The sequence below is a fragment of the Streptomyces sp. Go-475 genome (assembly GCF_003330845.1).
GTDB lineage: Bacteria > Actinomycetota > Actinomycetes > Streptomycetales > Streptomycetaceae > Streptomyces.
Map to the genome: position 1 here is coordinate 343,243 of NZ_CP026121.1, position 23,911 is coordinate 367,153.

Sequence of the window (23,911 nt, forward strand, 5' to 3'; positions counted from 1 at the left end):
GCCGGACCCGATCCCCGTCCCGCTGCCGGACCCGACCCCCGTCCCGGTGCCGCTGCCGATCCCGGTGCGGGCATGCCGGTCAGGTGTCGCTCAGCGCCTTGTGGATCTCGCCCAGCGCGCCGGTCATCCGCCGGTAGTCGCCGGGGGCCACCGGCGCGACGAAGTACTTCTCGATGACCTCCGCGTGGACGGCGGCAGCCCGCAGGAACACCGTGCGGCCCCGGTCGGACGCCTCCACCAGGACGCTTCTGCGGTCCTCGGGCGCGGGCACGCGGCGCACCAGCCCGACCCCCTCCATGCGGTCGATCAGGCGGGTGATGCCGCTGCTGGTGAGGGTGAGGTCGTCGGCGAGCCGGCGCTGCGAGACCTCTTCGCCCGGGTCCCGGCAGAGCCTGATGAGGACCTCGAACATCGTGTGGCTGATCTCGCACTCGCGCCGCAGGGCCGTGTCGATGCGCTGTTCCAGGCGGGTGGCGGCCTTGATCAGCAGCCCGAAGTCGTGCACGAGCGGGCTGCCGGCGGCGCGGGCGGCTTCGTCGTCGTCTCGGTTCGTCGTCTTCACCCCGCCGACTTTACTGCTCCTTCACCTACTGCTCCTTCACCTACTGCTCTCTCAAATACTGAGCAATCAATTGCTGAGCAGTCAACGAAAGCTCTATGGTGAGCACCCACCACCTCAGCACGCGGCAGAAAGGGAGATCAGTGGACCTCCAGCACTGGCTCGGCCGGGCCAACGACGCGATACAGGAGTGGTCCGACACCTTCGGTCCCTACGAGCGGCACCCGTCCCTCCTCGTGACGGACGACCGCTTCGCCGCCGCCTTCGAGGAGTTCACCGGGCGACTGAAGGACAACTACCCGTTCTTCCACCCGCACTACGCGGGCCAGATGCTCAAGCCCCCGCACCCGGCGGCCGTGGTCGGCTACCTCACCACGATGCTGATCAACCCCAACAACCACGCCCTGGACGGCGGACCGGCCACCGCCCGCATGGAACGCGAGGCCGTCGCACAGCTGGCCGCGATGTTCGGCTACGACACCCACCTCGGCCACCTCACCACCAGCGGCACGATCGCCAACCTCGAAGCCCTCTTCGTCGCCCGGGAACTCCACCCCGGCCGGGGCGTCGCCTACAGCGCCGACGCGCACTACACGCACGGCCGCATGTGCCACGTCCTGGGCATGAAGGGCCGGCCGATCCCCACCGACGACCGCGGCCGCATGAGCCTCGACGCGCTGGAGGACGTCCTGCGGACGGGCGAGGTGGGCACGGTCGTCCTCACCGCAGGCACCACCGGCCTCGGGGCCATCGACCCGATCCACAGCGCCCTGGCCCTCAGGGACCGCTACGGCGTCCGGCTCCACGTCGACGCCGCCTACGGCGGTTTCTTCACGCTGCTGGCGGGCGCCGACGGGCCCGAAGGTCTCCCCCCGGAGCCCTGGCGGGCGATCGCCCGCTGCGACTCGATCGTCGTCGACCCGCACAAGCACGGGCTCCAGCCCTACGGCTGCGGCGCCGTCCTCTTCCGCGACCCCGAGGTGGGCCGCTTCTACCTGCACGACTCGCCGTACACCTACTTCACCTCCAGCGAGCTCCACCTCGGTGAGATCAGCCTGGAGTGCTCACGCGCCGGGGCCGCGGCCGCCGCCCTGTGGCTCACCTTCCAGCTCCTCCCGCCCACGCCCGACGGCCTCGGCCGCGCCCTCGGGGCCGGCCGCCGGGCCGCCCTGCGGTGGTCCGAGCTGATCAGCGCGTCGGACGCACTCGAGCTGTACCAGCCCCCCGAGTTGGACATCGTCAGCTACTTCCCGGTGGTGGAGCCCGCCACCCTCAGCGCCGTCGACGCGGCGTCGGCACGGGTCCTGGCGGACGGCATGGCCGACCCGGATCCGGTGTTCCTCAGCACCCTCAGGGCCGACCGCGATACCTTCACCGCACGCCATCCGAAGGTCGACGCGGACGCCGACGGCGCGCGTATCCTGCGCAGCGTCCTGATGAAGCCGGAGTCCGAGCGCCATGTGGAGCACCTCCACGACCGGGTGGAACGCCTCACGCGGTCACACTGACCACCGCGGGGCCCACCGCGCGATCGGAGGGAGCCATGCCGTCAGAAGGCCGGTACGGACTGCTCGGTGACCCGGCCCTGACCACGTGCCCCCAACACGGCATCGCGCAGCCTCTCATGAGCGATGGTCAGACCCGCGTACACGGCCCCTTGCGCCGTCGACAGACCGATCAGATGCGAACCCGTCCTGATCTCCGGCACCACCGGGAGGTTCCGGCCGAGCCGCTCGCGCACCTCGGGAAGGACGACGTCGACGAGCGGGCGCAACCGGCCCACGAAATAGACCGACTCGGGGTCCAGCGTCACCGCGACGACGCTGACCGCGGTCACGATCGCCCTGGTGAACGCCTCCAGCACCTCGGCGCGCAGAGCCTCATCGCGCGGAGCCTCGGCGTGTGGAGCCTCGGTGCGGGCTTCCAGCCAGAGGTCCTCGATGCGCTCCAGGTCGAGCCCCCGCTTACGGGCGAACCGAAGGAGGCCCCACGTGCTCAGCAGCTCGTCGAGGATCTCGTCGCCGAATCCGGAGGAGAGCACACCGATGTCGCCGAAGGCGGGTGTCCTCCCCCGGACGAGCTCGTGATCCGTGCAACTGCCGAAGTTCAGTATGGTGCTGACGCTGAAGAGGGCGGCGTTCCTGATGGTCGCGTCGTCGGTGAGGACCCCGAGCAGCGAGGCGTTGGCGTCGCTGTCGAGCAGCACGGGAGCGTCGGCCAGCTCTTCGATCGCTCGCTGGAGGCCGGAGCCGACGAGGATCTTCATCGACTCCGCGGGGCCGAAGATCTCCGTGCCGCCCCGGACCCGGCCGGGCACCGCGACGACGATCTGGCGCAGGGGCCCCCGCGCCGACTCGGCGGCCTGCCCGACCAGGTCGACCAGCCAGCGCGCGGCGTCCCCGACCTCCAGGTGTTCGACGGTGGGAACCGTCAGTTGCGCGATCTCACGGCCCCTCAGGTCGGTGACCATGACACCGGTGGTCTGCACACCGAAGCTGATACCGACGACGTGTCCGGTCGTGCCGGGCACGTCCAGATAGGTGGACCGGCGACCGCGGCCGGTGACCTCGTCGACTCCGCCGTCGACGACGAAGCCGTCCGCCCGCAACTCCTCCACCGCTCTGGACACCGTGGCCTTGCTGAGGCCTGTCAGCTCCATGAGTTCGTTCCGCGTCAACGGCGCCCTGGTGAGGACCACTTCGAGGACTGACGCCTTGTTGTAGTCGCGTGATGTCGGGTTACTGGTCACCTGATGACCATAACGAGGCCGGTACATCGACCGTGTCGGCCCCGGCTGCGGCGTGATGACCGGCGGCTTCTCGCCGGGTTCGCTCGCCTCGCCGGACGCTTCGCGACTCATGTCATGCCTCCGCACGTACCAAAAGACAGGGGGTCGCCAGTCGACTGACGCCCCAGGCAGAACCTTATTGTTTCAGATTGGAACTGGAACCTATGAGACAGGGGCTGCACGGCTCGACAGGAAGGCGCGTCGCACCAGCCCCGACACGCCCTCCCACCAGTCCGCCACCTGAGCTGCCGGGCGCCACACGCCTCCTCAAAAATATTTCTAGTTTCAGGCTGGAACTGGAACAATCAATGGTATGGTCTCAGCCACCGCAAGCGGGAAACCCTTACAGAACTGACTGAAGGTGCCTGCAGATGACTTCGACGCTGAGTCGAGCGATCGCCCACTACCCCAACCGGTTCGACCCCGGGGCAACGAGCGAGCTCCCCGAACACCTCCAGAAGACGATTCGGCGCCGGGACAAAGTGCTGGGCCCCGGCTACACGCTCCTCTACAAGGAGCCGGTCGAGTTCGTCTCCGGTCACGGGGCCCACCTGATCGACCGCGACGGCAACGACTACCTGGACGCCTACAACAACGTCCCGTGCGTCGGGCACGCCCACCCGCACGTGGCCGAGGCCGTCGCCCGCCAGATGAAGGCGGTCAACACCAACACGCGCTACGTCCAGGAAGCCCTGGTCGACTACGCGGAGCGGCTGCTCGCGACCTTCCCCGAGGAACTGTCGAAGCTGAGCATCGCGTGCAGCGGCTCGGAGGCGAACGACCTGGCGGTGCGGGTGGCTCGGTTCCACACGGGCGGCGAGGGCATCATCGTCACCCGCTGGGCCTACCACGGCATCACCCGCGAGGTGGCGAGCTTCTCGCCGACCCTGGGCACGGGCTCGCCGCTGGGACCGAACGTCCGGCTCATCGACGCTCCTGACCCGCGCCTCGTGGCACCCGGCTCCACGCTCGCCGAGCACATGCGGCAGCAGGTGCGCGGCGCGATCGAAGACCTGGAGCGCCACGGCTACCGCCTGGCGGCATTGATCACCGACTGCGCCCACAGCAGCGACGGCATCTTCACGGACCCGCCCGGCTACATGCCGGGTGTGGTGGAGGAGGTGCACGCGGCCGGCGGTGTCTACATCGCGGACGAGGTCCAGTCCGGTTTCGCCCGGCTCGGAGACTCGATGTGGGGGTTCACCCGCCACGGCGTGCTGCCCGACATCGTCACGATGGGCAAGCCGATGGGCAACGGCCTGCCGATCTCGGGAGTGGTCTTCCGTCCCGAGGTCTGTGAGGAGTTCGGACGCAACGTCCGCTACTTCAACACCTTCGGCGGCAGCTCGATCCCCGTGGCCGCCGGCGCCGCCGTGCTGGACGTCCTGGAGAAGGAGAACGTGCAGCAGCGCGTCCTGGAGTGCGGCAACGCTCTGCGCGCCGGGCTGCGGGAGATCACCAAGGACTCCCCCTTCGTCGCCGAAGTGCGCGGTGCCGGCCTGTACGTCGGCGTCGAACTCGTCAAGGACCGGGACACCCTCGAACCCGACCGTGCGCTTGCCGAGGACGTCATCAACGACATGCGGGACCGACGGATCCTGATCAACGGCACGGGCCGGTCGGCGAACACCCTCAAGATCCGCCCCCCGCTGGCCTTCGACTCCGCCGACGTCACCCGCTTCCTGGAGACCTTCGCCGAAGTCGCGAAGAACCGTCTGTAGCAGGCCGGCCGAAGGGAACGACCGTGAACACCTCACCAGCTTCGCACCATGCACAACGGCTCCTGGAGGTAAGCGGCCTGGCCGCGTCCCACGAGCCCATCGACGCGGTGCTGGTGAGCATCTTCCTCGAGGAGCACTACCGCCTGGGCGGGCGGCTGGAGCGGCTGGCGACCGAGAAGGACGACACGTTCAGGCTCCGGACCGACGCGGGCGACCACCTCGTGAAGGTCTCACCGCCCGACGAGGCGGAGGAGGTCGTCGACCTCCAGACCGCCGCGATGCGCTACCTCGAACACGCCGCCCCGCAGTTGCCCGTCCAGCGGGTGAGGCTGACCGCCGGCGGGGACGACAGCGTGGCCATCCTGCTGAACGACGGCAGACGACGGATCCTGCGGGTGTTCGACTTCGTCGCGGGTCCCGTCCTGGCCCAGACGAACCCGGACGCGGAGCAACTCGCCAAGGCAGGCGAGATGCTGGGACGGATCGACGTGGCCCTCAGGACGTTCACGCACCCGGCCGACCGACGCGAGCTGGCATGGGACTCGGCACTTCCACCGGATGGCCGAACTGGTCGAACACACGCCGGTTCCGGAACATCGCCAGGTGGCCCGAGAGGTCTTCCGGCTCTTCGGCGAGACCGTCGTCCCGAGGCTGAGTGATCTCGAGACACAGGTGATCCACGGTGACTTCAGCCCCTACAACGTCGTGGTGGACCCCGGCAGCGAGGAACACTTCGTCACCGGTGTCATCGACTTCGGCGACACCGTGCGCAGCCCGGTGATCTTCGACCCCGCCGTGCCCATGGCGAACCTGCTCGGCCGGACGCCGGAACAGCCCTGGCGGGACGCCTGTGCCTTCGTCTCCGGCTACCAGCGGAAGCGGCCGATCAGGGCCTTGGAAATTCCGCTGCTCCCGGTCGCCGCACTGGCCCGGCTCACACTCCGTGCACTGATCACGAACTGGCGAGCGGAGCGCACGCCGGAACGGCGTGAATACCTCCTCGACCACGCCAAGGACGACTGGATCAACGTCGAGCATTCCCTGGCCGTGAGCCTGGACGACGTCGTCGCGCACCTCCGGGAAGCCGGCCACGGGCATTTCTGAGAAGCCAGGTCCGAACACGTGCAGTTTCCCCTCAAAAACTGGAGCAGCTCCATGGCTATTTCCTCGTTGCGGTTCCGTCCGAAGTACGTCTCGTTCGACCTACGGCACGTTGATCGAGTGGCCGATGACCCCCATCACGCGGGAACTCGTCGGTGACCAGACATCAAGGCCGCCCCCGACGCGGGCAAGCGGCTCGCCGACGGCGTGCGCAGCTGGGGCCCGCACGCCGACGTGCCCGCTACGCCGCGTTCGAGTACATGCTCGACCAGCTCGACGCGTCCCCCGAGGACTTCGTGCATGTCGCCTCGCACACCCGCTACGACCACATGTCGATGCACGACATGGGCTTCCGCAACCTGGTCCTGCTGGACCGCGGCTACGACCCGGTCACCCACGGCTACGACTACGTCACGGTGAAGTCCCTGGACGACCTCAACACCATGCTCGGCATCTGACCTCCAGCGACGGTGGCCGACGGGGTGGACATGGAGATCGCGGCGGGTGAGTTCGTCAACTGCGCGGGCTGTCGAAGACGGAGATCCGCCGGCGGGTCGGGGAGACGCTGGAGGCGGCCGGGCCGTCGAAGTTCGCCGGCCGCAAGCCCCCCCAGCAGCCTGTCGCGCTGTGCCGGGTCCTGGTCTACCGCCCCATCCAGCGCGAACTCGGCCTGACCGTCGTGTATGTGACACATGACCAGGAGGAAGCCCTGGTCATGTCGGACCGGATCGCCATCATGAAGGACGGCCGCATCGAGCAGTTCGACACCCCTCGCGGCCTCTTCGAACGACCCTCCTCTCCCTTCGTGGCCGACTTCCTGGGCGCCGCCGACTTCCTCACCGGCAAGGTCGAGGAATCGACCGAGGACGGGTGCACCCCGGTCCGCCTCGACACCGGGCCATGCTCATCCCCCAAGTCGTCATCGCGCTCGGGCTGTTCCTGTTCTTCGAACCCGCCGGGATGCTCGGCAGCCCCCTGGCCATCGCCCTCGGCCACACCGTCCTGGCAGCGCCCATCGCCGTCCTCATCATGATCTCCACCCTGCGCGGCATCGACGAGCGGCTGGAGGACGCCGCCGCCAGCATGGGCGCCAGCCGCATGACCATCGCCCGGCGCATCACCTTCCCCCTGGCCACCCCCGGCCTGATCGCCGCCGCGGTGTTCTCCTTCATCACCAGCTTCGACGAGTTCTTCATCGCCCAGTTCCTGTCCACCCCCGACACCCGCACCCTGCCGGTCCTCGTCTTCAACGCCCTCCAGTTCGACGTCGACCCCACCGTCACCGGCCGACGGGCTGCTGAGCTGACGGGCCGGGCGCCCCCTCCCCCAGTGCCCGGCCCGTCTTTCCACCACCGTCAATCCGGCCTCCGCCGCGAAGGCGCCACCGTCGGCATCGACGAATTCCTCGAATACAAGCGGGCCAGCGGACGACCTCGACTACGCAAGATCGTCGACAAACGACGCGGATACCGGAATCCCGTACATCGCATCGCGCGGAAATCTTCTTCGACGCCACGTCTGTGAAAAATCCACTTTTCCTGCTACACACATACGAAGGTTCCACGAAGAAAGATCCCTCGAATGGTTGCCACCGTTACTCTCCCCCGGTATATCAAGGTGTCGACCGCCGCTGCCCCCGGACGCGACGGAGGCAGACGGTGACGGGCGGGGGGATCAGCCGCAGGGCGTTTCTGAGCGGGGTCGGCGGCGCCGCGGCAGGCCTCGCCGCAGCTCCCCCGCTCACCGCCTGCGGGTCGCGTGCCGGCCGGAGCGTCGCGGGGAGCCGGAGCGCCGACGTGCTCGTCGTCCGTGACATCGGCGGCTCCTACGGCGAGGCGAACCGAAAGGCCCTCTACGATCCGTTCACCCAGGAGACCGGCATCCCGGTCAGAGTGGTGAACCTCCTGCACGAGCAGCTGCTCGCCGAGATCGAGGCGGGCCGTACGCCGTGCGATGTCGCGGACACCAACATGTCCCTCCTGGCGCTCTTCCAGCGGAAGGGCGTCACCGAGGAGCTCGACTACGACCGGCTGGGGAACGCCCGGAAGGCCGGCATCGCCAAGTCGCTGCTCCTCTCCCACGGGGTGGGCAAGGCCTACTGGGCCAGTGTTCTGGCCTACCGCACCGATGCCTTCGGTGGGCGGAAGCCCGAGTCGTGGGCGCACTTCTGGGACGTCGGGGCGTTCCCCGGCCGGCGGGCGCTGCAGAGCGAGCTGGACTGGCCGGAGCTGGAGTTCGCGCTGCTGGCCGACGGTGTGCCGATCGACGAGCTGTACCCCCTCGACGTGGGCCGTGCCTTCAGGGTCCTCGACGAGATCAAGGGCTCGGTGCACGCGCTCTGGGACAACGGCGCCGAGCCTGCCGAGCTGCTGAACCGTGGGGAGGTCGCAGCCTCCAGCGCCTGGCTCGGCCGCCTCCAGGCCCCGGCCGGCCGCGGCTCCCGGCTCGCGTACGAGTGGAACGGCGCCCGCAGGCAGAGCAACGGTTACGGAATCCTGAAGGGGGCCGCGAACCCCGGCGCCGCCTACCGCTTCATCGACTTCGCCCTGCGGCCCGAGGTGCAGGCCCACTTCGCCCGCAGCTATCCGAACGGCCCCGTCGTACCCGCGGCGTACGCCCATCTGTCCGAGTCCACCGCCGCGAACCTGCCGAGCACCCCCGGGCACCTGCGGTCCGGCTTCGACCTGGACGTGGAGTGGTGGCTCGAGAACCAGCACTCCGTGACCAAGCGCTGGCGGGCGTGGGCGCGGGCCTGAGTTCCATGGGGCGGCACGGCGCTGGATGACAGGGAGAGGGCTATGGCCAGGACGTTCGGCCGATTCTCGGTCTCTCGATCCGATCGGTTCGACGGTCGGGACGCGCGTTCCGCGCGTGCCGCGCGACCGGCCGGTGGGCACGAGGCGCGGCGGGAGTCCGGTGGCCGTTCGCCGGGGCCGCGCCCGGCCTCCCTGCCGAGGGTGCGCAGCGTCGCGGGCCAGGTGTTCCTGCTGCAGTTGGGGATCATGGTGCTGTTCGCCGCGGCCGCGGGCGTGGCCCTGGTGCTGCAGGCGCGCAGCGCGAGCACGCAGGAGGCCCGGCAGCTGACGTTCGGGGTCGCCCAGACCTTCGCGCACGCCCCGGGGACGCTGGAGGCCATGAAGGGCGACGACCCGAGTGCGGTGATGCAGCCCCGTGCGGAGGAGGCCCGCAAGGAGTCGGGGGTCGACTACGTCGTCGCGTTCGATCCGAACGGCTTCCGCTGGACCCACCCCGACCCCGGGCTGATCGGCAAGCACGTCTTCGCCCTGCGCGAGGGCGCGGCGGCGGACCGTCCTTTCACCCAGACCTTCGAGGGCAGCCTGGGCCTCTCCGTGGACTCCACGGTCCCCGTCCACGACACCGACGGGACAACCCTGGTGGGCTTCGTGTCGGTCGGCATCACCGTCGACAGCGTGAACGACGTGGTGTGGGGCCGGCTGCCGCATCTGCTCGGCTTCGCCGGCGGCGCGCTGGCGGTCTCGGCGGGTGGGACGGCGCTGGTCTCCCGGCGGTTGCGGCGCCAGACCCATGGCCTCGACCCGTCCGAGATGACCCGCATGTACGAGCATCACGACGCGGTGCTGCACGCGGTGCGGGAAGGGGTGCTGATCATCTCGGGTGACGGACGGCTCCTGCTGGCCAACGACGAGGCCCGGCGGTTGCTGGGGCTGCCCGCGGATGCCGAGGAGCGGCGTGTCACCGATCTGGGCCTGGCCGCGGGCACCGTCCGGCTGCTGCTCTCGAACCGGGTGGCCACCGACGAGGTGCACCTGGCCGGCGACCGGCTGCTGGCGGTCAACATGCGGCCGGTCGACCCCGAGGACCGGCCCGCGGGCAGCGTGGTCACGCTGCGTGACACGACAGAGCTGCGGGCTCTGGCGGGCCGGGCGGAGGTGGCCCGGGAGCGGCTGTGGCTGCTGTACGAGGCGGGGGTGCGGATCGGTACCACGCTGGATGTGGCGCGTACCGCTCAGGAACTGGCCGAGGTGGCGGTCCCCCGGTTCGCCGACGCCGCCACCGTCGATCTGCTGGATCCGGTCCTGCGGGGTGAGGAGCCTGACGGTCCCGGCCCCGAGATGCGCCGCGTGGCCGTTCACGGGGTGCAGAGTCCCGACGGGGTCCAGAAGGGTAGCGGCCTCAAAAGCGCCAATGGTGTCGAGAGCGCCCCGTCCCCCTGGCCCGTGGGAGAGCTGGTCCGCTTCGTTCCGGCCGCGCCCGCGCCGGCCGGCGTCGAGCGGGGCCGCGCCGTGCTGCAGGCCGGTCCGGCCGCCTCCGACGGCCGGCCGGCCGCTCAAGGACCCGGACCCGGCCCCGGGCATCGGGCGCCGGACCACGGCTTCCAGTCCCTGATCACCGTGCCGCTCCAGGCCCGGGGCATGGTGCTGGGCATGGCCGGCTTCTGGCGCTCGCAGAGCGCTCCCTTCGAGGAGGAGGACCTGGCCTTCGCCGAGGAACTGGCCGCGCGGGCCGCCGTGGCGATCGACAACGCCCGCCGCTACACCCGCGAGCACGCCCTGGCCGAGACGCTCCAGCGCAGCCTGCTGCCCCGCTCCCTGCCCGACCAGTCGGCCGTGGACGTCGCGCACCGCTATCTGCCCGCTCTGGACGGAGTCGGCGGCGACTGGTTCGACGTCATCCCGCTGCCCGGGGCCCGGGTCGCTCTGGTGGTGGGGGACGTGGTCGGCCACGGTTTCCACGCGGCGGCCACCATGGGACAGCTGCGGACGGCGGTGCACAACTTCTCCGCCCTGGACCTGCCCCCGGACGAGCTCCTGGGGCGCCTGGACGAACTGGTCACGCGGATCGACAGCGAGGAGAGCGCGGACGGGGACACCGAGGGCGTCACGGGCGCCACCTGTCTCTACGCGGTCTACGACCCGGCCTCCGGGGCGTGCTCACTGGCCCGGTCCGGGCATCCGGAGCCGGCCCTGGTGCACCCCGACGGCACCGTGGAGTACCTGCCCGTACCGGGCTCGCCGCCCCTGGGCCTGGGCGGCGGGGAGCCCTTCGAGACGGCCGAGCTCACGCTGCCCGAGGGGTCTCGGCTGGTCCTGTACACCGACGGCCTGGTCGAGGACCGGGAACAGGGCATCGACGCGGGTCTGGAGGCGCTGCGGGCTGTCCTGGCGAGACCGGCCCGGACGGCGGAGGAGACCTGCCAGGACGTCATCGACGCGCTGCTCCCGGCCCGCCAGGGCGACGACGTGGCCCTGCTCGTCGCCCGCACGCGGAGGCTCGACCCCTCCCAGGTCGCCGTATGGGACGTGCCGGGCGATCCGGCGGCCGTCGCCGGGATCCGGGCGGACGTCACCCGCCGGCTGGAGGCCTGGGGGCTGGAAGAGCTCTGTTTCACCACCGAGCTGGTGATCAGCGAGTTGGTCACGAACGCCATCCGCTACGGCACCGAGCCGATACGGCTTCGGGTGCTGCACGACCGCAACAGCCTGATCTGCGAGGTCGCCGACGGCAGCAGCACCTCGCCGCACCTGCGTCGGGCGGCGACCACCGACGAAGGCGGGCGAGGGCTGTTCCTGGTCGCGCGGTTCGCCCGGCGGTGGGGCACGCGCTACCTGGCCCGCGGCAAGGTCATCTGGACCGAACAGTCCGTCCGCGGCCCGGCGGCCGACGCCGAGGGAGCCTCGGCCGACGACCTGCTGGACCAGTGGGACGACGCGGCCTGGTGACCGCCTGCGCCGTCCAGCGGCCTGGTGACCGACCGCGCCGTCCAGCGACGGTCCGGCGCTGGACGGCCCCGCCGTCGCAGGGCGACAGGACGTCAGAGCTGATGGGCGCCGGTGCCCCGCAGCCGGCCCCGGGTGTCGAGCAGCAGGGGGGCGTGGTCGGGCAGTCGTTCCAGGGGGACGGTGTCGTGGTCCTGCAGCAGGATCGTGAGGGCCGCGTCCGCGGCGGCGGCCAGTGCGTCGGCGGCGCGGTCCACGGGTTCGCCGTCCGGCGCCCAGGCGTCGACGAGCGGGTCGTGGTAGGCGACTCGGGCGCCGTGCTGCCGCAGGAGCCGGGCGATCGCGGCGGCCGGGGTGACCCGCAGGTCCGCGCAGTTGCGTTTGTAGGTCACGCCGATCAGCAGCACCCGGGCATCCCGCAGGGCCCTGCCGTGCTGCCGCAGCAGGTGCTCGGCGCGCCGCACGACGTGTGCCGGCATCCCGGCGTTGACCTCCTGCGAGAGTTCGACCAGGCGCAGCGGGGTGCCGGCGGCGCGCGCCCAGTGCGAGAGGTAGACGGGGTCGACCGGAATGCAGTGTCCGCCGACCCCCGGTCCGGGCCGGAACTCCTGGAAGCCGAAGGGTTTCGTGCGGGCGCAGTCGAGGGCGTCCCACACGTCGACTCCCCACGCCCGGGCGGCGATGGCGAGTTCGTTGACCAGGGCGATGTTCACGCTCCGGTAGGTGTTCTCGAGGAGTTTCGCCAGTTCGGCCTCCCGTGCGGAGCCCGCCTCCACGACCCGGTCGCACAGCCGCCGGAAGAAGTCGGCCGCGGCCGTCGTGCACCGGGGGGTGTATCCGCCCACGACGCGCGGGGTGTTGCGCACGCCGAAGGTGCCGTTGCCCGGGTCGATGCGCTCCGGTGAGAAGGCGAGGGCGAAGTCCGTGCCGGCGCTGAGCCCGGAGGCCCGCTCCACGATCGTCCGGACGACGTCGTCCGTGGTGCCGGGGAAGGACGTGGACTCCAGGATCACGAGGGTGCCGGGCTTGAGTCGGTCCCCGACACCTGAGGCGGCGCGTCGCACGTGGGAGAGGTCGGGGCCGCCCGTGGCGTCCAGGGGGGTCGGGACGCAGATCACGGCCACCGAGGCCTCCCCGAGGGGGCTCCCGTCGGCGCAGGCCCGGAAACCGGCGTCCAGCATGGCGGCCAGGTCGGCGTCGGTGACATCGGGGACGTGCGAGCGGCCCGCGTTCAGGGCCGCGGTGACGGACGGGTTCTCGTCGATCCCCGTGACCCGCAGGCCGGCGCGGCACGCCTCCCGGGCCAGCGGGAGACCGGTGTAGCCGAGTCCGATGACGGCAACGCTGTTCATGTCGCTCCCTGGAGGCAGGGTGTCGGTGCGGAGGGACACGTCATGGGGCGGGCCCTTCGGGTGGTGGACGGTCAGCGCGGGCCGGAGGTCTCACGGGCGGCCAGGAGCGCCAGGGTCCTGCGGCAGATCTTTCCGCTGGGGCCGAGCGGCATCTCCCTGACGTGCAGGAGGAGTTCGGGGAGCTTGCGGCGTTCGAGGCCGCGCTGGGACTCCAGGAACCGCGTGAGTTCCCGCAGGTCCGGTGGGCGGGCGCCCGGCGTCTCGCGGACGCATGCGCACAGGCGCTCCCCCAGTTCCGGGTCGGGCACGCCGACGCAGGCCACCTCGGCCACGGCCGTGTGGGCGCCGATCTCGCGTTCCACCTCGGCCGGGCTGATGTTGTAGCCGCCGCGTACGACGATCTGCTTGATGCGGCCCAGGACGTGGAGCCGGCCGTGTGCGTCGAGGAGCCCGCGGTCGCCGGTGCGGACCCAGCCGGTGGAGGTGCGGTACCGGGCGTCGAGGCCGGGGTCGGCCACGTAGCACAGCGGTGTCATCGGGCCTCTGGCGCAGATCTCCCCGGGCTGTCCGGCCGGAGCGGCGGCGCCGGTGTCGTCGATGATGCGGATCCGCGCCACGGCCGGGTCGGGCAGGCCGGTGCCCGTCTCGGGGCGGAGCCCGGTGGCGGCGGTGTGGCAGTTGACGCCGTCGGATGACCCGTACACGGTGATGACGGGGCGGCCGAACCGTCGGCGGCAGGCGTCGGCGGTGGCGTCCGGGAGGGCCGCGCCGCTGGAGACGACGGCCCGCAGGCCGGAGAAGTCCTCCCGGTGGGCGGGCGGTTGCTCGGCGATGCGGTGGAGCATCGTGGGCACGCCGAAGACGTGCGTGGGCCGGTGTTCGACGATCATGCGGAGCGCCGCGGCCGGGTCGAAGGACTCCTGCAGCAGGAGTGTGCCGCCGAGGGCGGCGAGCGTGACGGAGGTGCCGCAGGAGCCGAAGGAGGACGCCAGCGGGACGAGGACGAGGTTGCGCATCGGGCCGCGCCCGTCGTGCAGGGCGCGTACGTAGGCGGCCCGGCCGCCGGCCATGGCGTTGTGGGAGTAGGCGGCCATCTTGGGTTCGGCCTCGGAGCCGGAGGAGACGAGGATCCGGGCGGGTGCCTCGGGGTCGACGGGGCGGGGGACGAAGGGCTGCCGGGCGGGTGCCGCGAGTGACTGCGCGGTTCCCCGGCCTTCCCCGAAGGTGAACACCGTTTCGAGGTGCGGGAGACGGGCTTGCGGCACCGCGTCGGAGGGCTCGTCGACGATGAGCGCGCGGGCGCGGGCGCGGCCGAGCAGGCTCACCGGGCCCCGGCTGCCGTGCCCCGGTGGATAGGGCAGTGCGACCGCGCCGACGGCGGCGACCGCGAGTTCCGCGGCCACCGCGTCGCGCCCGTTCGGCATCCGTACGGCGATGATGTCCCGTTCGCCCAGGCCGTGTTCGGTGAGCCGGGCGGCGATGTGCCGTACCCGGGTGTCGAGCGTGGCGTAGTCCAGCGCGCCCGCCGGGTCGATGACCGCCGTCCGGCCGGGGTGACGCCGTACGTGTGCGGAGAAGAGCGTGTAGAGGTCGCGGTCGGGGCAGTGGCCCTGGGTGACCCAGGCGCGCCGTAGCCGGGCCGGCACCAGGTCGCGGATCTCGATGCCGGCGTTCGATGTCCATCGGGCCCTCATGAGAACTCCCAGGGTGCGAGGGGGGCGGCGTACTCCCCGACGGCCAGCGCCGGTGCGAACGCCGGGTCGCGGGCCAGGTCGGCGAGGCTGGTGCACACCGGTGTGGCGGGCACGCCCGCTGCCGCCAGCCTGGGCAGCCAGACCGCGGTGGGCAGCGTCCGGGCCCGGGAGGCGATCGCCTCCGCGTCCGCCCCGGAGCCGAGGCCGAGCGCCCGGGCGAGGCGGTGCGGCCGCTCGTGGGCCCGCGGCCCTGGCCAGAGGTAACCGTCACTGGTCGGCAGCGGGCGGGCCGTCGCTCCGCGCCGCCGCCCGCGGGGAACGAGGGCGGCGGCGGAGTAGAGGGAGGAGTCCACCCGGCAGCCCCGCCCGGTGCGGAGCCGGGCCACCAGCGCCGCCAGCACGCCCTGCGCGCAGACCAGCCCGCCGAGGACGTCGGTGAGCGTCATCAAGGAGGGGGCGGGTGGCTCGTCAGCGGGCCGGACGGCGGCGGCGAGGCCGCTGTGCGCCTGGACCAGGTAGTCGGTCCCCACCGGTGGTGCCGGCCCCAGGGCGTCGCCCCAGCCGGACGCCCACGCGTACACCAGCCCGGGGCGGGCGGCACGCAGGTCCTCGGCGTCCAGCCCGAGCCGGGCCGCCTTGCCCGGGGCCCAGTTGTGCAGGAAGACGTCGGCCTCGGACACGAGTGCGCGGACCGCCCGCCTGCCCGCCGGTGTGGTGAAGTCGGCCTCTTGGACGGTCTTTCCGGCGTTGAGGGCGCTGAAGCGGGCCGAGCAGGTGCCCGCGAGGGGAGGGATGCCGCGCATCGGGTCACCGCCCGGCGGTTCGATCCGTACGACGTCGGCGCCCAGGAGTCGCAGGACGTGACCGGCCATGGGCCCCTGGACGCGGCGCGCCGACTCGACGACCCGGAGGCCCGCGAGCGGTCCCCCGGCCGTGCGGTGCGCGTCTGCGGCGCCGGTCCGGCCGCTGGTGGGGGCGCCCGGTGCGGGGAACGGCGTGAGCGTCCACGGTGGGGTCGCCGTCGGCGGGAGGGGATCGTCCCGTACGGGCAGGACGGCGGCTCCCGACCGGTCCGCCGCCGCGCGGACGGCCGCGAAGGAGGCGCGGCGCGCGGTGGCGGCCAGGCCGGGGGGCAGCGGGCAGGTGGCGGTGGCGAACCGCTGCTGGAACGACCGCCAGCCGCGGCCGGTGTCGCCCCGGTCCGCGCCGAGCGTCTGCCAGAAGCCCAGCCACCGCTCGGCGTCGAGGGCTTCGAGTTCGAAGCGCACGGCGTCGGCGGAGACGAACGGGCACCCCCCGGGCAGGAGGACCTCCTCCGGACGCCCGTCCTGCGGGTCGTCGCCGTCGGCGGTCGCGGCCGCGAGGTACTGGGTGAGGGCCAGCAGCGCGGCCTGGGTCACCGAGGTCCGCACCTGACTGAGGCCGGCGCCCGCGGCCCGCGCGAGGAGGACCGCGCAGGCTCCCTGGGCGGCGAGGACGCCCGCGACCGTGGAGGCGTAGTCGACGGCGAGCGGGGTGGGGTGCCCGGCCGCCCGGCCGTGGACGTGCATGATGCCGCAGGCCGCCTGGACGGCGTGCTCGTCGGCCAGGGGGAGGGGCAGCGGGCCCTGCCAGTCGATGTGCCGGCCGACGGTGGCGGTGGCGGGGTCGTCCACCAGGTCGAGCAGGTGTGCGGCGACCCGGGCGGCCACCGGCGTGGTGGCCGGGGCCTCGGCGTGCGGCGCGCGGAGCGTCATCGGGTGCCGTCCCGCTCGCCGGGCCGGGGCCGCCGGCCGTGGACCGAGTAGATGACACTGGACGCGGCGCAGAACGACGGGTCCCGCATCAGCGCCCGGACGTCCGCGAGTTGCGTCTCGGTCATGCCGGCGGCGAGGAGTCCGTCGCGCAGGTGGTAGGTGTGGTTGAGCTGCATCCGCAGGCCCGGTGACCCCGGGATGCGCAGTTCGATGCGGGGCCGGGGGTCGATGTCGACGAGTCCCGCGGCCCGCATGGCGGCGGGCGCCTTCCGGGCCCAGTGGGGGTCTCCCCCGCCGGCCCGCATGACGGCGCACTTGGCGTCGAGGAAGGCCGTGTAGAGCCGCGCGGACTCCTCGTCGGGGGTGAGCAGGGGCGGTTCGTAGGAGGCGTCGAACTCCTCGATGTGCAGCCGTCCTCCGGGTTTGAGGGCGTGGACGAGCTTGTCGAGGACGGCGAGCCGTTCGGGCAGGTGCTGGAGGACGAGGCGGGCGACGACCAGGTCGAACTCCGCCTCGGGGAGCGGATCGGTCACCACGTCGTGCGCGACGACGGTCAGGCACGGGCCGTCCTGGACGAGGTGTGGCCTGAGGTCGGTCGCCGTGACCTCACCGGTGGGTGCGACGCGTTCGGCGAGCCATCTCGCCACCGTTCCGCTCCCGCAGCCGATGTCCAGGCACCGCCAGCCGGTCGTGACGCCGGTCTCGGCGAGCCGGGCGAAGGTCATCGTGTCGTAGGCGTCGGTGAGACAGCGGTGCAGTGCGTCGTTGTGCTCGCTGTCGTTGTCGAAGACGTATCCCGGGGCCCGGCCCAGGCTCTCGCGCATGTGTCTCCCCCTGTGCCGTGCCGTCCCAGGCACTTGTCGTGTCGTCAGGTCCACCGGCCGGAGCCGGAGGTGTCGCTGCGGCCGGTGAGTCGGTGCAGCAGCTCCCCGCGCCGCACTTTGCCGGTGCCGGTGCGCGGCACCTGGTCCCAGGTGAGGGCGACCGGCTCCCGCAGGGGCGGCAGATCCCGGACCGCTTCCTTCCAGCGGGCCCGGTCCAGGGCACCGTCGGCGGTGACCACGACGGGCAGCGGGTCCCGGCCGGGCTCGGCGAGGACGACGCACTCCAGGGCCTGGGGCAGCCGGGTCTCCAGGAGGTCCTCGGTGCGCAGGCAGCTGAGCCGCGGGGTGCGGTCCACCTCGCGGTCGAGCAGGTCGATGCTGCCGTCGCGGTTGCGGACGCCGATGTCGCCGGTGTTCCACCAGTTGCCGTGCCGCTTGGCCGACCAGCGGTCCTCCTCGCCGACGTAGCCCAGGGCGCGGGCGGCGGTCCTGGCCAGGACGAGGCCCGCCCGGCCGCGCGGCAGGGGCCGGAGGGTGTCGGGGTCGACCACCCGCAGCCGTGTCTTCACGGGCACCGGGCGTCCGAGGTTCCGGGTGCCGGTCCCGCTGGACGTCCGGTGGACGGACCGCCGGGTGTGGAAGCGGAAGGTCAGCGGTCCCGTCTCGGTCTGTCCCCATCCCTCCAGCCACACGGGGCTGTGGTGCCGGCTCGCCCTGAGGTAGGCGCGGACGGTGGGGGGATGCATGGCGTCGTACGTGCTGATGACCAGGCGGACGCGCCGGAACGGGTTGTCCAGCCCTTCGGTCAGGGGCTGGAAGCGGACGAACGAGGCGGGCAGCGCCTCCAGGACGGTCGGCGGGTGGGCGCGCAGCGCGGGGTCGGCGAGGTTGGGGTCCTGGGTGGTGATGATGGAGATCGCGGCGGGGCCCATGGACAGGGCGCTGGCGGTCCAGCAGAACGTGCGGCCGTGGGCGAACGCGCTCGCGTTGACGAGGGTGTCGCTGCGCCGCAGTCCGATCCGCGGCAGCCGCGCGCTCTCGAACCGGGCGAGCTTGCCGATGATCGTGCGGGTCGAGTGCACGACCAGTTTGGGCACTCCGGTGGTGCCCGAGGTGTGGTGGATGACCAGGGGTTCGTCGTCGTGTCTGCGGTGGGGGCCGGGGGCGGTGCGTCCGCGGACGTCGTCCAGGCCGAGCGTCCCGGGCAGGGCGCCGTCCAGCACGAGCGTGGCGCGGGCGGCGGCGGCCAGGTCGGCGCCCTCCCGCCGGCCGCGTTCCAGCACCTGGGCGGTCGTGACCAGCAGGGCGGGGGCGAGCCGGGCCAGGAGCGTCCGCAGCACCTCCCCGGACAGGTGGGCGGACAGCTGCGCGGGGACGGCGCCGACGCGCACGGCGGCGCAGGCCAGCAGGTCGTAGTCCCAGTGGTTGTCCTTGACGATGGCCACCCGGTCCCCGGGGCCGGCCCCTGCCGCGGTCAGCCAGCCGGCCGCGTCCCGTACGAGCGCGGCGAGTTGCGGGAGCGTGTAGTGGGTCCGGGCGTCCGCGCCGATGGTGAACGGCCGGTCCAAGTGGACCTGCGTGCCCATCCGTTGTGCGGCGCATTCGTCGAACAGGACGCCCATGTCGTGCGGTTTCACGAGAGGTTCTCCTCGACGGTGCGGGCGGCCGGGCACGTGGGGCCGGTCGTCCTGGGCGGTCGCAGCCGGCTGAGGACCCGTGAGGCCGCGAGGGCGCCCGAGCGCACGGCGCCCTCGCTGGCGGGCCGCAGCATGACCCAGTCGCCGGCGTACTCGACCGGCCGTGCGGGGCGGGCCATGAACCGTGCGCGTCGGCGCAGGGCGTCGGGGGTCGCCTCGGGCAGACCGTGGGTGAAGGCGTGCACGAAGCGGCGCCCGGCGGCCCTCTCCAGACCGGGGACGTACCGGGCGGCCGCCCTGACGAGCCGGTCGGCCGTCTGCCCCTGCGGCGCGTTCAGCAGTTCGGGGATGCGGCGGGCGTCGGCCATCAGGGTCAGCAGCCCCTTCCCGGCGGGTGCGCGGCCGGGGTGCTTGGCGTGGTCGACGATGATCGCGGAGAGTACGTCGTCCTCCGCGTCCGGTGTCAGCAGGACGTAGAGCGGCTTGCGGGACTCGGGGGCGAGCGGCCGGTCCAGCAGGCAGCTGACCTTCAGTGTGGGGGTGAAGGTGCAGGCCGTCAGGAACGGAAGCTCGTCGGCCGGGGCGTTGACGTGCAGGCGTGCCGCGACCGGCGCGGGCACGCAGAGGACCGCGGAGCGCGCCGTGAGGGTGTCGTTCCCGACGCGCAGCCGTACGGAGCCTTCCTCGGTGACGACCTCCTGCACGGGGGTGCCGGTGACCACGTCGAGTCCCCCGGCCAGCCGTCGGGCGAGCAGGTCCATGCCGTCGCGGTACGTCCGCCAGCCGGCGGCCGGTCCGACCTCCAGCAGCAGACTGAGCATCGGGGCCGCGGCGGAGCGTGCCGTGTCCCAGCCGAAGAAGCTGCCGGCGACGGGCTGGAGCAGGTAGTCGTGGACGTCCCGGTGGTAGCGCCGCGCGAACTCCCCGACCGTCAGGGCCCGTGCGGGGGTCCGTTCGGGGTGGTCGGCGTCGAACGCGCGGCGGTGGGTGCCCGCCCAGGCCAGGAGCCGGGCGAGGTCGAACCGGGCGCGGGGCGAGAGCCCGGCACCGGTGAGCACCGCGGAGGGGTCCGCCACGCCGGGGTGGGCCCGTCCGCCGCGCCACACTCCGATGCACCTGCCGATGCGCGGCACGTCGTGGTCCGGCACCCCCAGCCGGGCGAGCAGTTCCCAGGTCGCGCGGTAGCCCTGGTCCGAGATCTGTTCGGCGCCCTCGTCGATGATGTAGCCGTCCTGCCGGACGCTGCGCATCCGGCCGCCGACGTGGTCCTGTTCCTCGAAGACCCGCACCTTCAGGCCCGCGCGCCGCAGTTCGTGGGCGGTGGTCAGTCCGGCCATGCCCGCGCCGACCACGGCCACGTCGAGATCAGGGCTCATCCGGCGGCCCCGGCACCGACGATCAGGTTCGCGGTGATCAGCAGCACCGTGCTGACCCGGTGCGCCGGGAACCCGAGCTTGCGGGCGCGCATGATGTCCCCCTGGCGGAAGCCGGTGAGGTACTGCCGTAGGCGCAGCGCGGTGACGGGCAGCATCAGCAGCACGAACCACCAGGGGGCGATCCCGGCGGCGGAGGCGACCGCGCCGATCAGGAACTCGGCCGCGGACAGGGCGCCGATGAAGACGGCGTTGCCCTTCGGCGAGACCAGGCACGCCACGGTGAGCCGCCCGACGGCCCGGTCTCCCGGGATGTCGTTGGTGTTGGAGTACACGCCGAACAGCAGCGGACCGAAGCCGAACAGCACCCCCTGCACCATGACGAACCCGGAGAAGTGGCCGGCTGCCAGCCCGTACGCCGCCAGCACGAGCGCCGCGCCGAGCCCCGCGAGGAAGACCTCCTGGAAGCCGTGGTAGCTGATCTTCAGCCCGTAGGAGTACTGCACGGACACCACGAACAGCACCACGATGAGCACCACGGTCCAGGTGGGCCGGTACGGGGCGGTCGCCACGGCCGCGGCCCACAGGACGGCGCCGGCCGCGGCGGTGGCCCAGCCGAAACCGAGTGCTTCGCGCAGGGTCAGGGTCCCCGCGACGAGCGGCTTGCGGAGTTTGTTGCGCAGCGGGTCGTCCGGGCCGTAGTTGGCGGCGTCGCTGCCGTCGCGGTAGCCGGTCACGTCGTCGAGGGCGACCATCGCCACGATCACGAAGACCGCGCCGAGGAGGAACAGGGCGAGCGTCACGATCGTCGCGGTCGGCAGCTCGGAGAGGGGCAGCAGCACCGCGGACAGCCCCACGGCGACGCTCGGGTAGTAGTCGTAGACGTCGAGTTTGCCCAGTCGGGCGTAGCTGCGCAGCTTGCTCTCGGGGCGGGTCGTTCCGGACGTGGAGGGTCCGGCCTCGGTGCGGGTCGTCATCTGCTCCGCTCCTTCGGGTGGGTTCGGTCAGCGGCTGCCGCTCGCCCGGCGTAGGCGCAGACCGTGTCCGCGATGTGTTCCACCTGGGCGTCGGTCAGGCGCGGGTGGACGGGGAGGGCCAGTTGGCGCCGGGCGGCGCTCTCCGCGTGCGGCCAGCTGCGGCCCGGGGGCGCGAACCGGGTGAAGGCCGTCTGGTGCGGCAGCGGGAGGGGGTAGTAGACGTGGCTCTGGATGCCCCGGTCGGCCAGGTACCGCTTCAGGTCGTCCCGTTCCTCGGCGAGCAGCGAGTACACGTAGAAGCAGCGGCCGTCGCGGCCGGGCGGCGGGGGCAGCACACCGCGCTCGCGCAGCGGTGTGAAGCGCTCGGTGTAGTAGTCGGCGATGCGGGCCCGGCGCTCCAGCCGGGCGCGGAGGCCGGGGAGGCGGTGGAGCTGGAAGGCCGCGAGGACCTCGTCGAACCGGCTGTTGTGGCCGGTGCGCGGGTAGACGAACCGCTCGCTCTGGCCGTGGTTGCGCAACGAGCGGACGGTACGGCCGAGTTCGGGGTCCATGGTGACGACGGCGCCGCCCTCGCCGGCTGTTCCGAAGGTCTTGACCTGGACGAAGGAGAACACCCCGGCCTCTCCCCAGGTGCCGGCGGGGCGGCCGTCGAGGACGCCGCCCTGGGCGACCGCCGAGTCCTCGACCAGGCGCACGCCGTGCCGCCGGGCGATCTCGCGCATGCGAGGCATGTCGGCCATCACCGAGAACATGTGCGCCGGCATGACGGCCCGGGTCCGGTCGGTGATCGCCTGTTCCACCTCGTCGGGGTCGGCCACCATCGTCCACGGGTCGATGTCCGCGAACACCGGCGTCGCCCCCAGGTTTGCCACGGTGTTGGCGAGCGGTGCGCAGCCGTAGGCCGGTACGACGACCTCGTCGCCGGGGCCGATGCCCAGGGCGTGCAGGACGAGGGTCAGCGCGGAGGTGCCGCTGGAGCAGGCCACGACGTCGGCGGCGCCGAGCGAGGTGCGCAGGGCTTCCTCGAGACGGGCGGTGTGCTCACCGAGGAGGAACCGCTGCTCCGGCGCGGTGCCGACGGCGTGGACGAGGTCCAGCAGCACCTGCCGGTCGTCCTCGAAGAGGTCCGGCGGGAAGAAGGCGATCGTCACGCCGCCCTCCCCGTTGCGAAACGGCGGACGAGGTCGCACACCGTGTCGACGTCGTCGAGGCTCATGTCGGGGTACAGCGGCAGGGCGATCGTGCGCTCGCAGGCCGCCTCGGCGTGCGGGAAGTCGCCCGGGCGGTGGCCCAGCGGGGCGAAGCACTCCTGGAGGTGCAGCGGGACCGGGTAGTAGGTCTCGGTGCCCACACCGTGCCCGGTCAGGTAGGCGGCCAGTGCGTCACGCCGCTCGACCTCGACGAGGTAGACGTAGAAGACGGGGTCGGTCCGTGCGGTGCGGGGCACCACGGTGGGCAGCCGCAGGACGCCGGGTGTGCCGGCCAGCCGTTCGGTGTAGGCGGCGGCGAGGAGGGCCCTGCGGGCGATGTCCTCGTGCAGGCGGGTGAGCTTGGCGAGCAGGACGGCCGCCTGGATGTCGTCCATCTTGCTGTTGACGCCGTTGACGGTGGTCTCGTTGCTGATGCCGGGGAAGTGGGCCAGCGTACGGCCGTAGCGCCCGTGGTGGCGCAACGCCCCCGCGGTCTCCGCGAGTTGAGGGTCGTCGGTGAGGATGGCCCCGGCGTCCCCGATGGCGCCGAGCGTCTTGGTGGGGAAGAACGAGAGCACTCCCCCGGTTCCGAGCAGCCCGGCGTGCACGCCGTCCCACCGCATGCCGATGGCCTCCGCGCTGTCCTCCACCACCGTCAGCCCGTGCCGGCGCGCCAGGTCGAGCAGCGGGTCCATGTCGGCCAACTGGCAGAACAGGTGGACGGGCATGATCACGCGGGTGCGCGGGGTGATCGCGTCGGCCGCGGACTTGGGATCGAGGGTGTAGGTGACGGGGTCGATGTCGGCGAAGACCGGCCGGCCGCCGGCCAGCACGACGGCGGAGGCCGAGGCCACGAAGGTGAACGCGGGGACGACGACCTCGTCGCCGGGTCGCAGGCCGCAGGCGCGCAGCAGCAGCACGAGGGCGTCGGTGCCGCTGTTCACCCCCACGGCGTAGCGTGCGCCGGTCCACTGGGCGAGGGCTTCCTCGAACCGGGCGACCTGGCGGCCGTGCGAGAACTTGCCGTCGTCGAAGACCTCGGCCAGCCGGGACCTGATGTCCGGCCAGAGGGTTTCGAAGGTCCGTGCCTGGGTGAAGAAAGGCACCGGCCGCGAGGTGCCGGCCGGGGAGCCGGCCGGCACCCCGGCCGAGGTGCGGGCCGGGGTGCGGGGAGCGCCGGACGTCGCCATGCCGAGCCCGCCGTTCCTCTGTCCGGAGAATGCGTCGTGCATGGTTCCTCTCGTGGCGGTGGTGGCGGAG

General features: G+C 72.3%; 19 protein-coding genes and 1 pseudogene. 9 read left to right on the forward strand and 11 right to left on the reverse strand.

What is annotated here, in order from left to right:
• Window positions 1-79 precede the first annotated feature (79 nt).
• Complete coding sequence (locus C1703_RS01595) at window positions 80-562, reverse strand: MarR family transcriptional regulator (protein ID WP_114250174.1); 483 nt, start codon at window positions 560-562, stop codon at window positions 80-82.
• Window positions 563-702: 140 nt separating this feature from the next.
• Between C1703_RS01595 and C1703_RS01600 the strand changes: the two genes are divergently transcribed.
• A complete protein-coding gene (locus C1703_RS01600; RefSeq protein ID WP_114250175.1) occupies window positions 703-2,067 on the forward strand; it encodes an aminotransferase class V-fold PLP-dependent enzyme in 1,365 nt (454 codons plus the stop codon).
• Window positions 2,068-2,108: 41 nt separating this feature from the next.
• Here C1703_RS01600 and C1703_RS01605 read toward each other — a convergent pair whose 3' ends face one another.
• Window positions 2,109-3,308, reverse strand: a complete 1,200-nt coding sequence (locus C1703_RS01605) for an ROK family transcriptional regulator (protein ID WP_114250176.1) — start codon at window positions 3,306-3,308, stop codon at window positions 2,109-2,111.
• 410 nt (window positions 3,309-3,718) lie between these two features.
• Here C1703_RS01605 and C1703_RS01610 point away from each other — a divergent pair, with 410 nt between their 5' ends.
• From C1703_RS01610 to C1703_RS01640, 8 genes and pseudogenes are all read left to right on the forward strand, one after another.
• Window positions 3,719-5,068, forward strand: coding sequence for an aminotransferase class III-fold pyridoxal phosphate-dependent enzyme (locus tag C1703_RS01610; RefSeq protein WP_114250177.1), 1,350 nt, complete (start codon window positions 3,719-3,721; stop codon window positions 5,066-5,068).
• A 23-nt stretch (window positions 5,069-5,091) separates the two neighbouring features.
• Entirely contained in the window at window positions 5,092-5,727 is a 636-nt protein-coding gene (locus tag C1703_RS40095; RefSeq protein WP_198678056.1) for a phosphotransferase, read from the forward strand.
• Window positions 5,672-6,172: a phosphotransferase gene (locus tag C1703_RS40100; RefSeq protein ID WP_198678057.1), complete on the forward strand. Its 501-nt coding sequence runs from the start codon at window positions 5,672-5,674 to the stop codon at window positions 6,170-6,172. The genes C1703_RS40095 and C1703_RS40100 overlap by 56 nt, the downstream gene beginning before the upstream one ends.
• 257 nt (window positions 6,173-6,429) lie before the next feature.
• A complete protein-coding gene (locus C1703_RS39495; RefSeq protein ID WP_232840375.1) occupies window positions 6,430-6,627 on the forward strand; it encodes a hypothetical protein in 198 nt (65 codons plus the stop codon).
• A 59-nt stretch (window positions 6,628-6,686) separates the two neighbouring features.
• Window positions 6,687-7,061, forward strand: a pseudogene (locus C1703_RS39500) (polyamine ABC transporter ATP-binding protein); the annotation flags it as partial.
• A gap of 8 nt (window positions 7,062-7,069) precedes the next feature.
• The gene (locus tag C1703_RS39505; RefSeq protein ID WP_232840376.1) at window positions 7,070-7,693 is read left to right on the forward strand and encodes an ABC transporter permease subunit; all 624 of its coding nucleotides are present in this window, start codon (window positions 7,070-7,072) and stop codon (window positions 7,691-7,693) included.
• A gap of 272 nt (window positions 7,694-7,965) precedes the next feature.
• Window positions 7,966-8,925, forward strand: a complete 960-nt coding sequence (locus C1703_RS01635; RefSeq protein WP_343236390.1) for an ABC transporter substrate-binding protein — start codon at window positions 7,966-7,968, stop codon at window positions 8,923-8,925.
• 246 nt (window positions 8,926-9,171) lie between these two features.
• Window positions 9,172-11,871 carry a SpoIIE family protein phosphatase/ATP-binding protein gene (locus C1703_RS01640; protein WP_232840727.1) on the forward strand — a complete coding sequence of 900 codons (2,700 nt, stop codon included), beginning with the start codon at window positions 9,172-9,174 and terminating at the stop codon, window positions 11,869-11,871.
• Between the two features lie 92 nt (window positions 11,872-11,963).
• Here the strand turns inward: C1703_RS01640 and C1703_RS01645 are convergent, their stop codons facing one another.
• The 9 genes from C1703_RS01645 to C1703_RS01685 form a co-directional block, all read right to left on the reverse strand.
• Window positions 11,964-13,220 carry a nucleotide sugar dehydrogenase gene (locus C1703_RS01645; RefSeq protein ID WP_114250180.1) on the reverse strand — a complete coding sequence of 419 codons (1,257 nt, stop codon included), beginning with the start codon at window positions 13,218-13,220 and terminating at the stop codon, window positions 11,964-11,966.
• 71 nt (window positions 13,221-13,291) lie between these two features.
• Complete coding sequence (locus tag C1703_RS01650) at window positions 13,292-14,914, reverse strand: class I adenylate-forming enzyme family protein (protein WP_114250181.1); 1,623 nt, start codon at window positions 14,912-14,914, stop codon at window positions 13,292-13,294.
• Complete coding sequence (locus C1703_RS01655) at window positions 14,911-16,650, reverse strand: CoA transferase (protein ID WP_114250182.1); 1,740 nt, start codon at window positions 16,648-16,650, stop codon at window positions 14,911-14,913. The genes C1703_RS01650 and C1703_RS01655 overlap by 4 nt, the downstream gene beginning before the upstream one ends.
• The gene (locus tag C1703_RS01660; RefSeq protein ID WP_114250183.1) at window positions 16,647-17,474 is read right to left on the reverse strand and encodes a methyltransferase domain-containing protein; all 828 of its coding nucleotides are present in this window, start codon (window positions 17,472-17,474) and stop codon (window positions 16,647-16,649) included. Before C1703_RS01660 ends, C1703_RS01655 begins: the two co-directional genes overlap by 4 nt.
• Window positions 17,475-17,518: 44 nt before the next feature.
• Window positions 17,519-19,111 carry an AMP-binding protein gene (locus C1703_RS01665; RefSeq protein ID WP_232840377.1) on the reverse strand — a complete coding sequence of 531 codons (1,593 nt, stop codon included), beginning with the start codon at window positions 19,109-19,111 and terminating at the stop codon, window positions 17,519-17,521.
• Complete coding sequence (locus C1703_RS01670) at window positions 19,108-20,487, reverse strand: NAD(P)/FAD-dependent oxidoreductase (RefSeq protein ID WP_114250184.1); 1,380 nt, start codon at window positions 20,485-20,487, stop codon at window positions 19,108-19,110. The genes C1703_RS01665 and C1703_RS01670 overlap by 4 nt, the downstream gene beginning before the upstream one ends.
• Window positions 20,484-21,461 carry a UbiA family prenyltransferase gene (locus tag C1703_RS01675; RefSeq protein WP_114250185.1) on the reverse strand — a complete coding sequence of 326 codons (978 nt, stop codon included), beginning with the start codon at window positions 21,459-21,461 and terminating at the stop codon, window positions 20,484-20,486. The genes C1703_RS01670 and C1703_RS01675 overlap by 4 nt, the downstream gene beginning before the upstream one ends.
• A complete protein-coding gene (locus C1703_RS01680) occupies window positions 21,458-22,612 on the reverse strand; it encodes a DegT/DnrJ/EryC1/StrS family aminotransferase (RefSeq protein WP_114250186.1) in 1,155 nt (384 codons plus the stop codon). Before C1703_RS01680 ends, C1703_RS01675 begins: the two co-directional genes overlap by 4 nt.
• Window positions 22,609-23,883 (reverse strand): DegT/DnrJ/EryC1/StrS family aminotransferase, encoded by a 1,275-nt coding sequence (locus C1703_RS01685; protein ID WP_232840378.1) that lies wholly within the window; start codon window positions 23,881-23,883, stop codon window positions 22,609-22,611. The genes C1703_RS01680 and C1703_RS01685 overlap by 4 nt, the downstream gene beginning before the upstream one ends.
• Between the last annotated feature and the right edge of the window lie 28 nt (window positions 23,884-23,911).

What these genes read in the sequence shown, in the direction of transcription:
- C1703_RS01610 (WP_114250177.1), top strand. Translation starts at nt 3,719, where the DNA reads ATGACTTCGACGCTGAGTCGAGCGATCGCCCACTACCCCAACCGGTTC.
- C1703_RS39495 (WP_232840375.1), top strand. Translation starts at nt 6,430, where the DNA reads ATGCTCGACCAGCTCGACGCGTCCCCCGAGGACTTCGTGCATGTCGCC.
- C1703_RS39505 (WP_232840376.1), top strand. Translation starts at nt 7,070, where the DNA reads ATGCTCATCCCCCAAGTCGTCATCGCGCTCGGGCTGTTCCTGTTCTTC.
- C1703_RS01640 (WP_232840727.1), top strand. Translation starts at nt 9,172, where the DNA reads ATGGTGCTGTTCGCCGCGGCCGCGGGCGTGGCCCTGGTGCTGCAGGCG.
- C1703_RS01645 (WP_114250180.1), bottom strand. Translation starts at nt 13,220, where the DNA reads ATGAACAGCGTTGCCGTCATCGGACTCGGCTACACCGGTCTCCCGCTG.
- C1703_RS01650 (WP_114250181.1), bottom strand. Translation starts at nt 14,914, where the DNA reads ATGAGGGCCCGATGGACATCGAACGCCGGCATCGAGATCCGCGACCTG.
- C1703_RS01655 (WP_114250182.1), bottom strand. Translation starts at nt 16,650, where the DNA reads ATGACGCTCCGCGCGCCGCACGCCGAGGCCCCGGCCACCACGCCGGTG.
- C1703_RS01660 (WP_114250183.1), bottom strand. Translation starts at nt 17,474, where the DNA reads ATGCGCGAGAGCCTGGGCCGGGCCCCGGGATACGTCTTCGACAACGAC.
- C1703_RS01670 (WP_114250184.1), bottom strand. Translation starts at nt 20,487, where the DNA reads ATGAGCCCTGATCTCGACGTGGCCGTGGTCGGCGCGGGCATGGCCGGA.
- C1703_RS01675 (WP_114250185.1), bottom strand. Translation starts at nt 21,461, where the DNA reads ATGACGACCCGCACCGAGGCCGGACCCTCCACGTCCGGAACGACCCGC.
- C1703_RS01685 (WP_232840378.1), bottom strand. Translation starts at nt 23,883, where the DNA reads ATGCACGACGCATTCTCCGGACAGAGGAACGGCGGGCTCGGCATGGCG.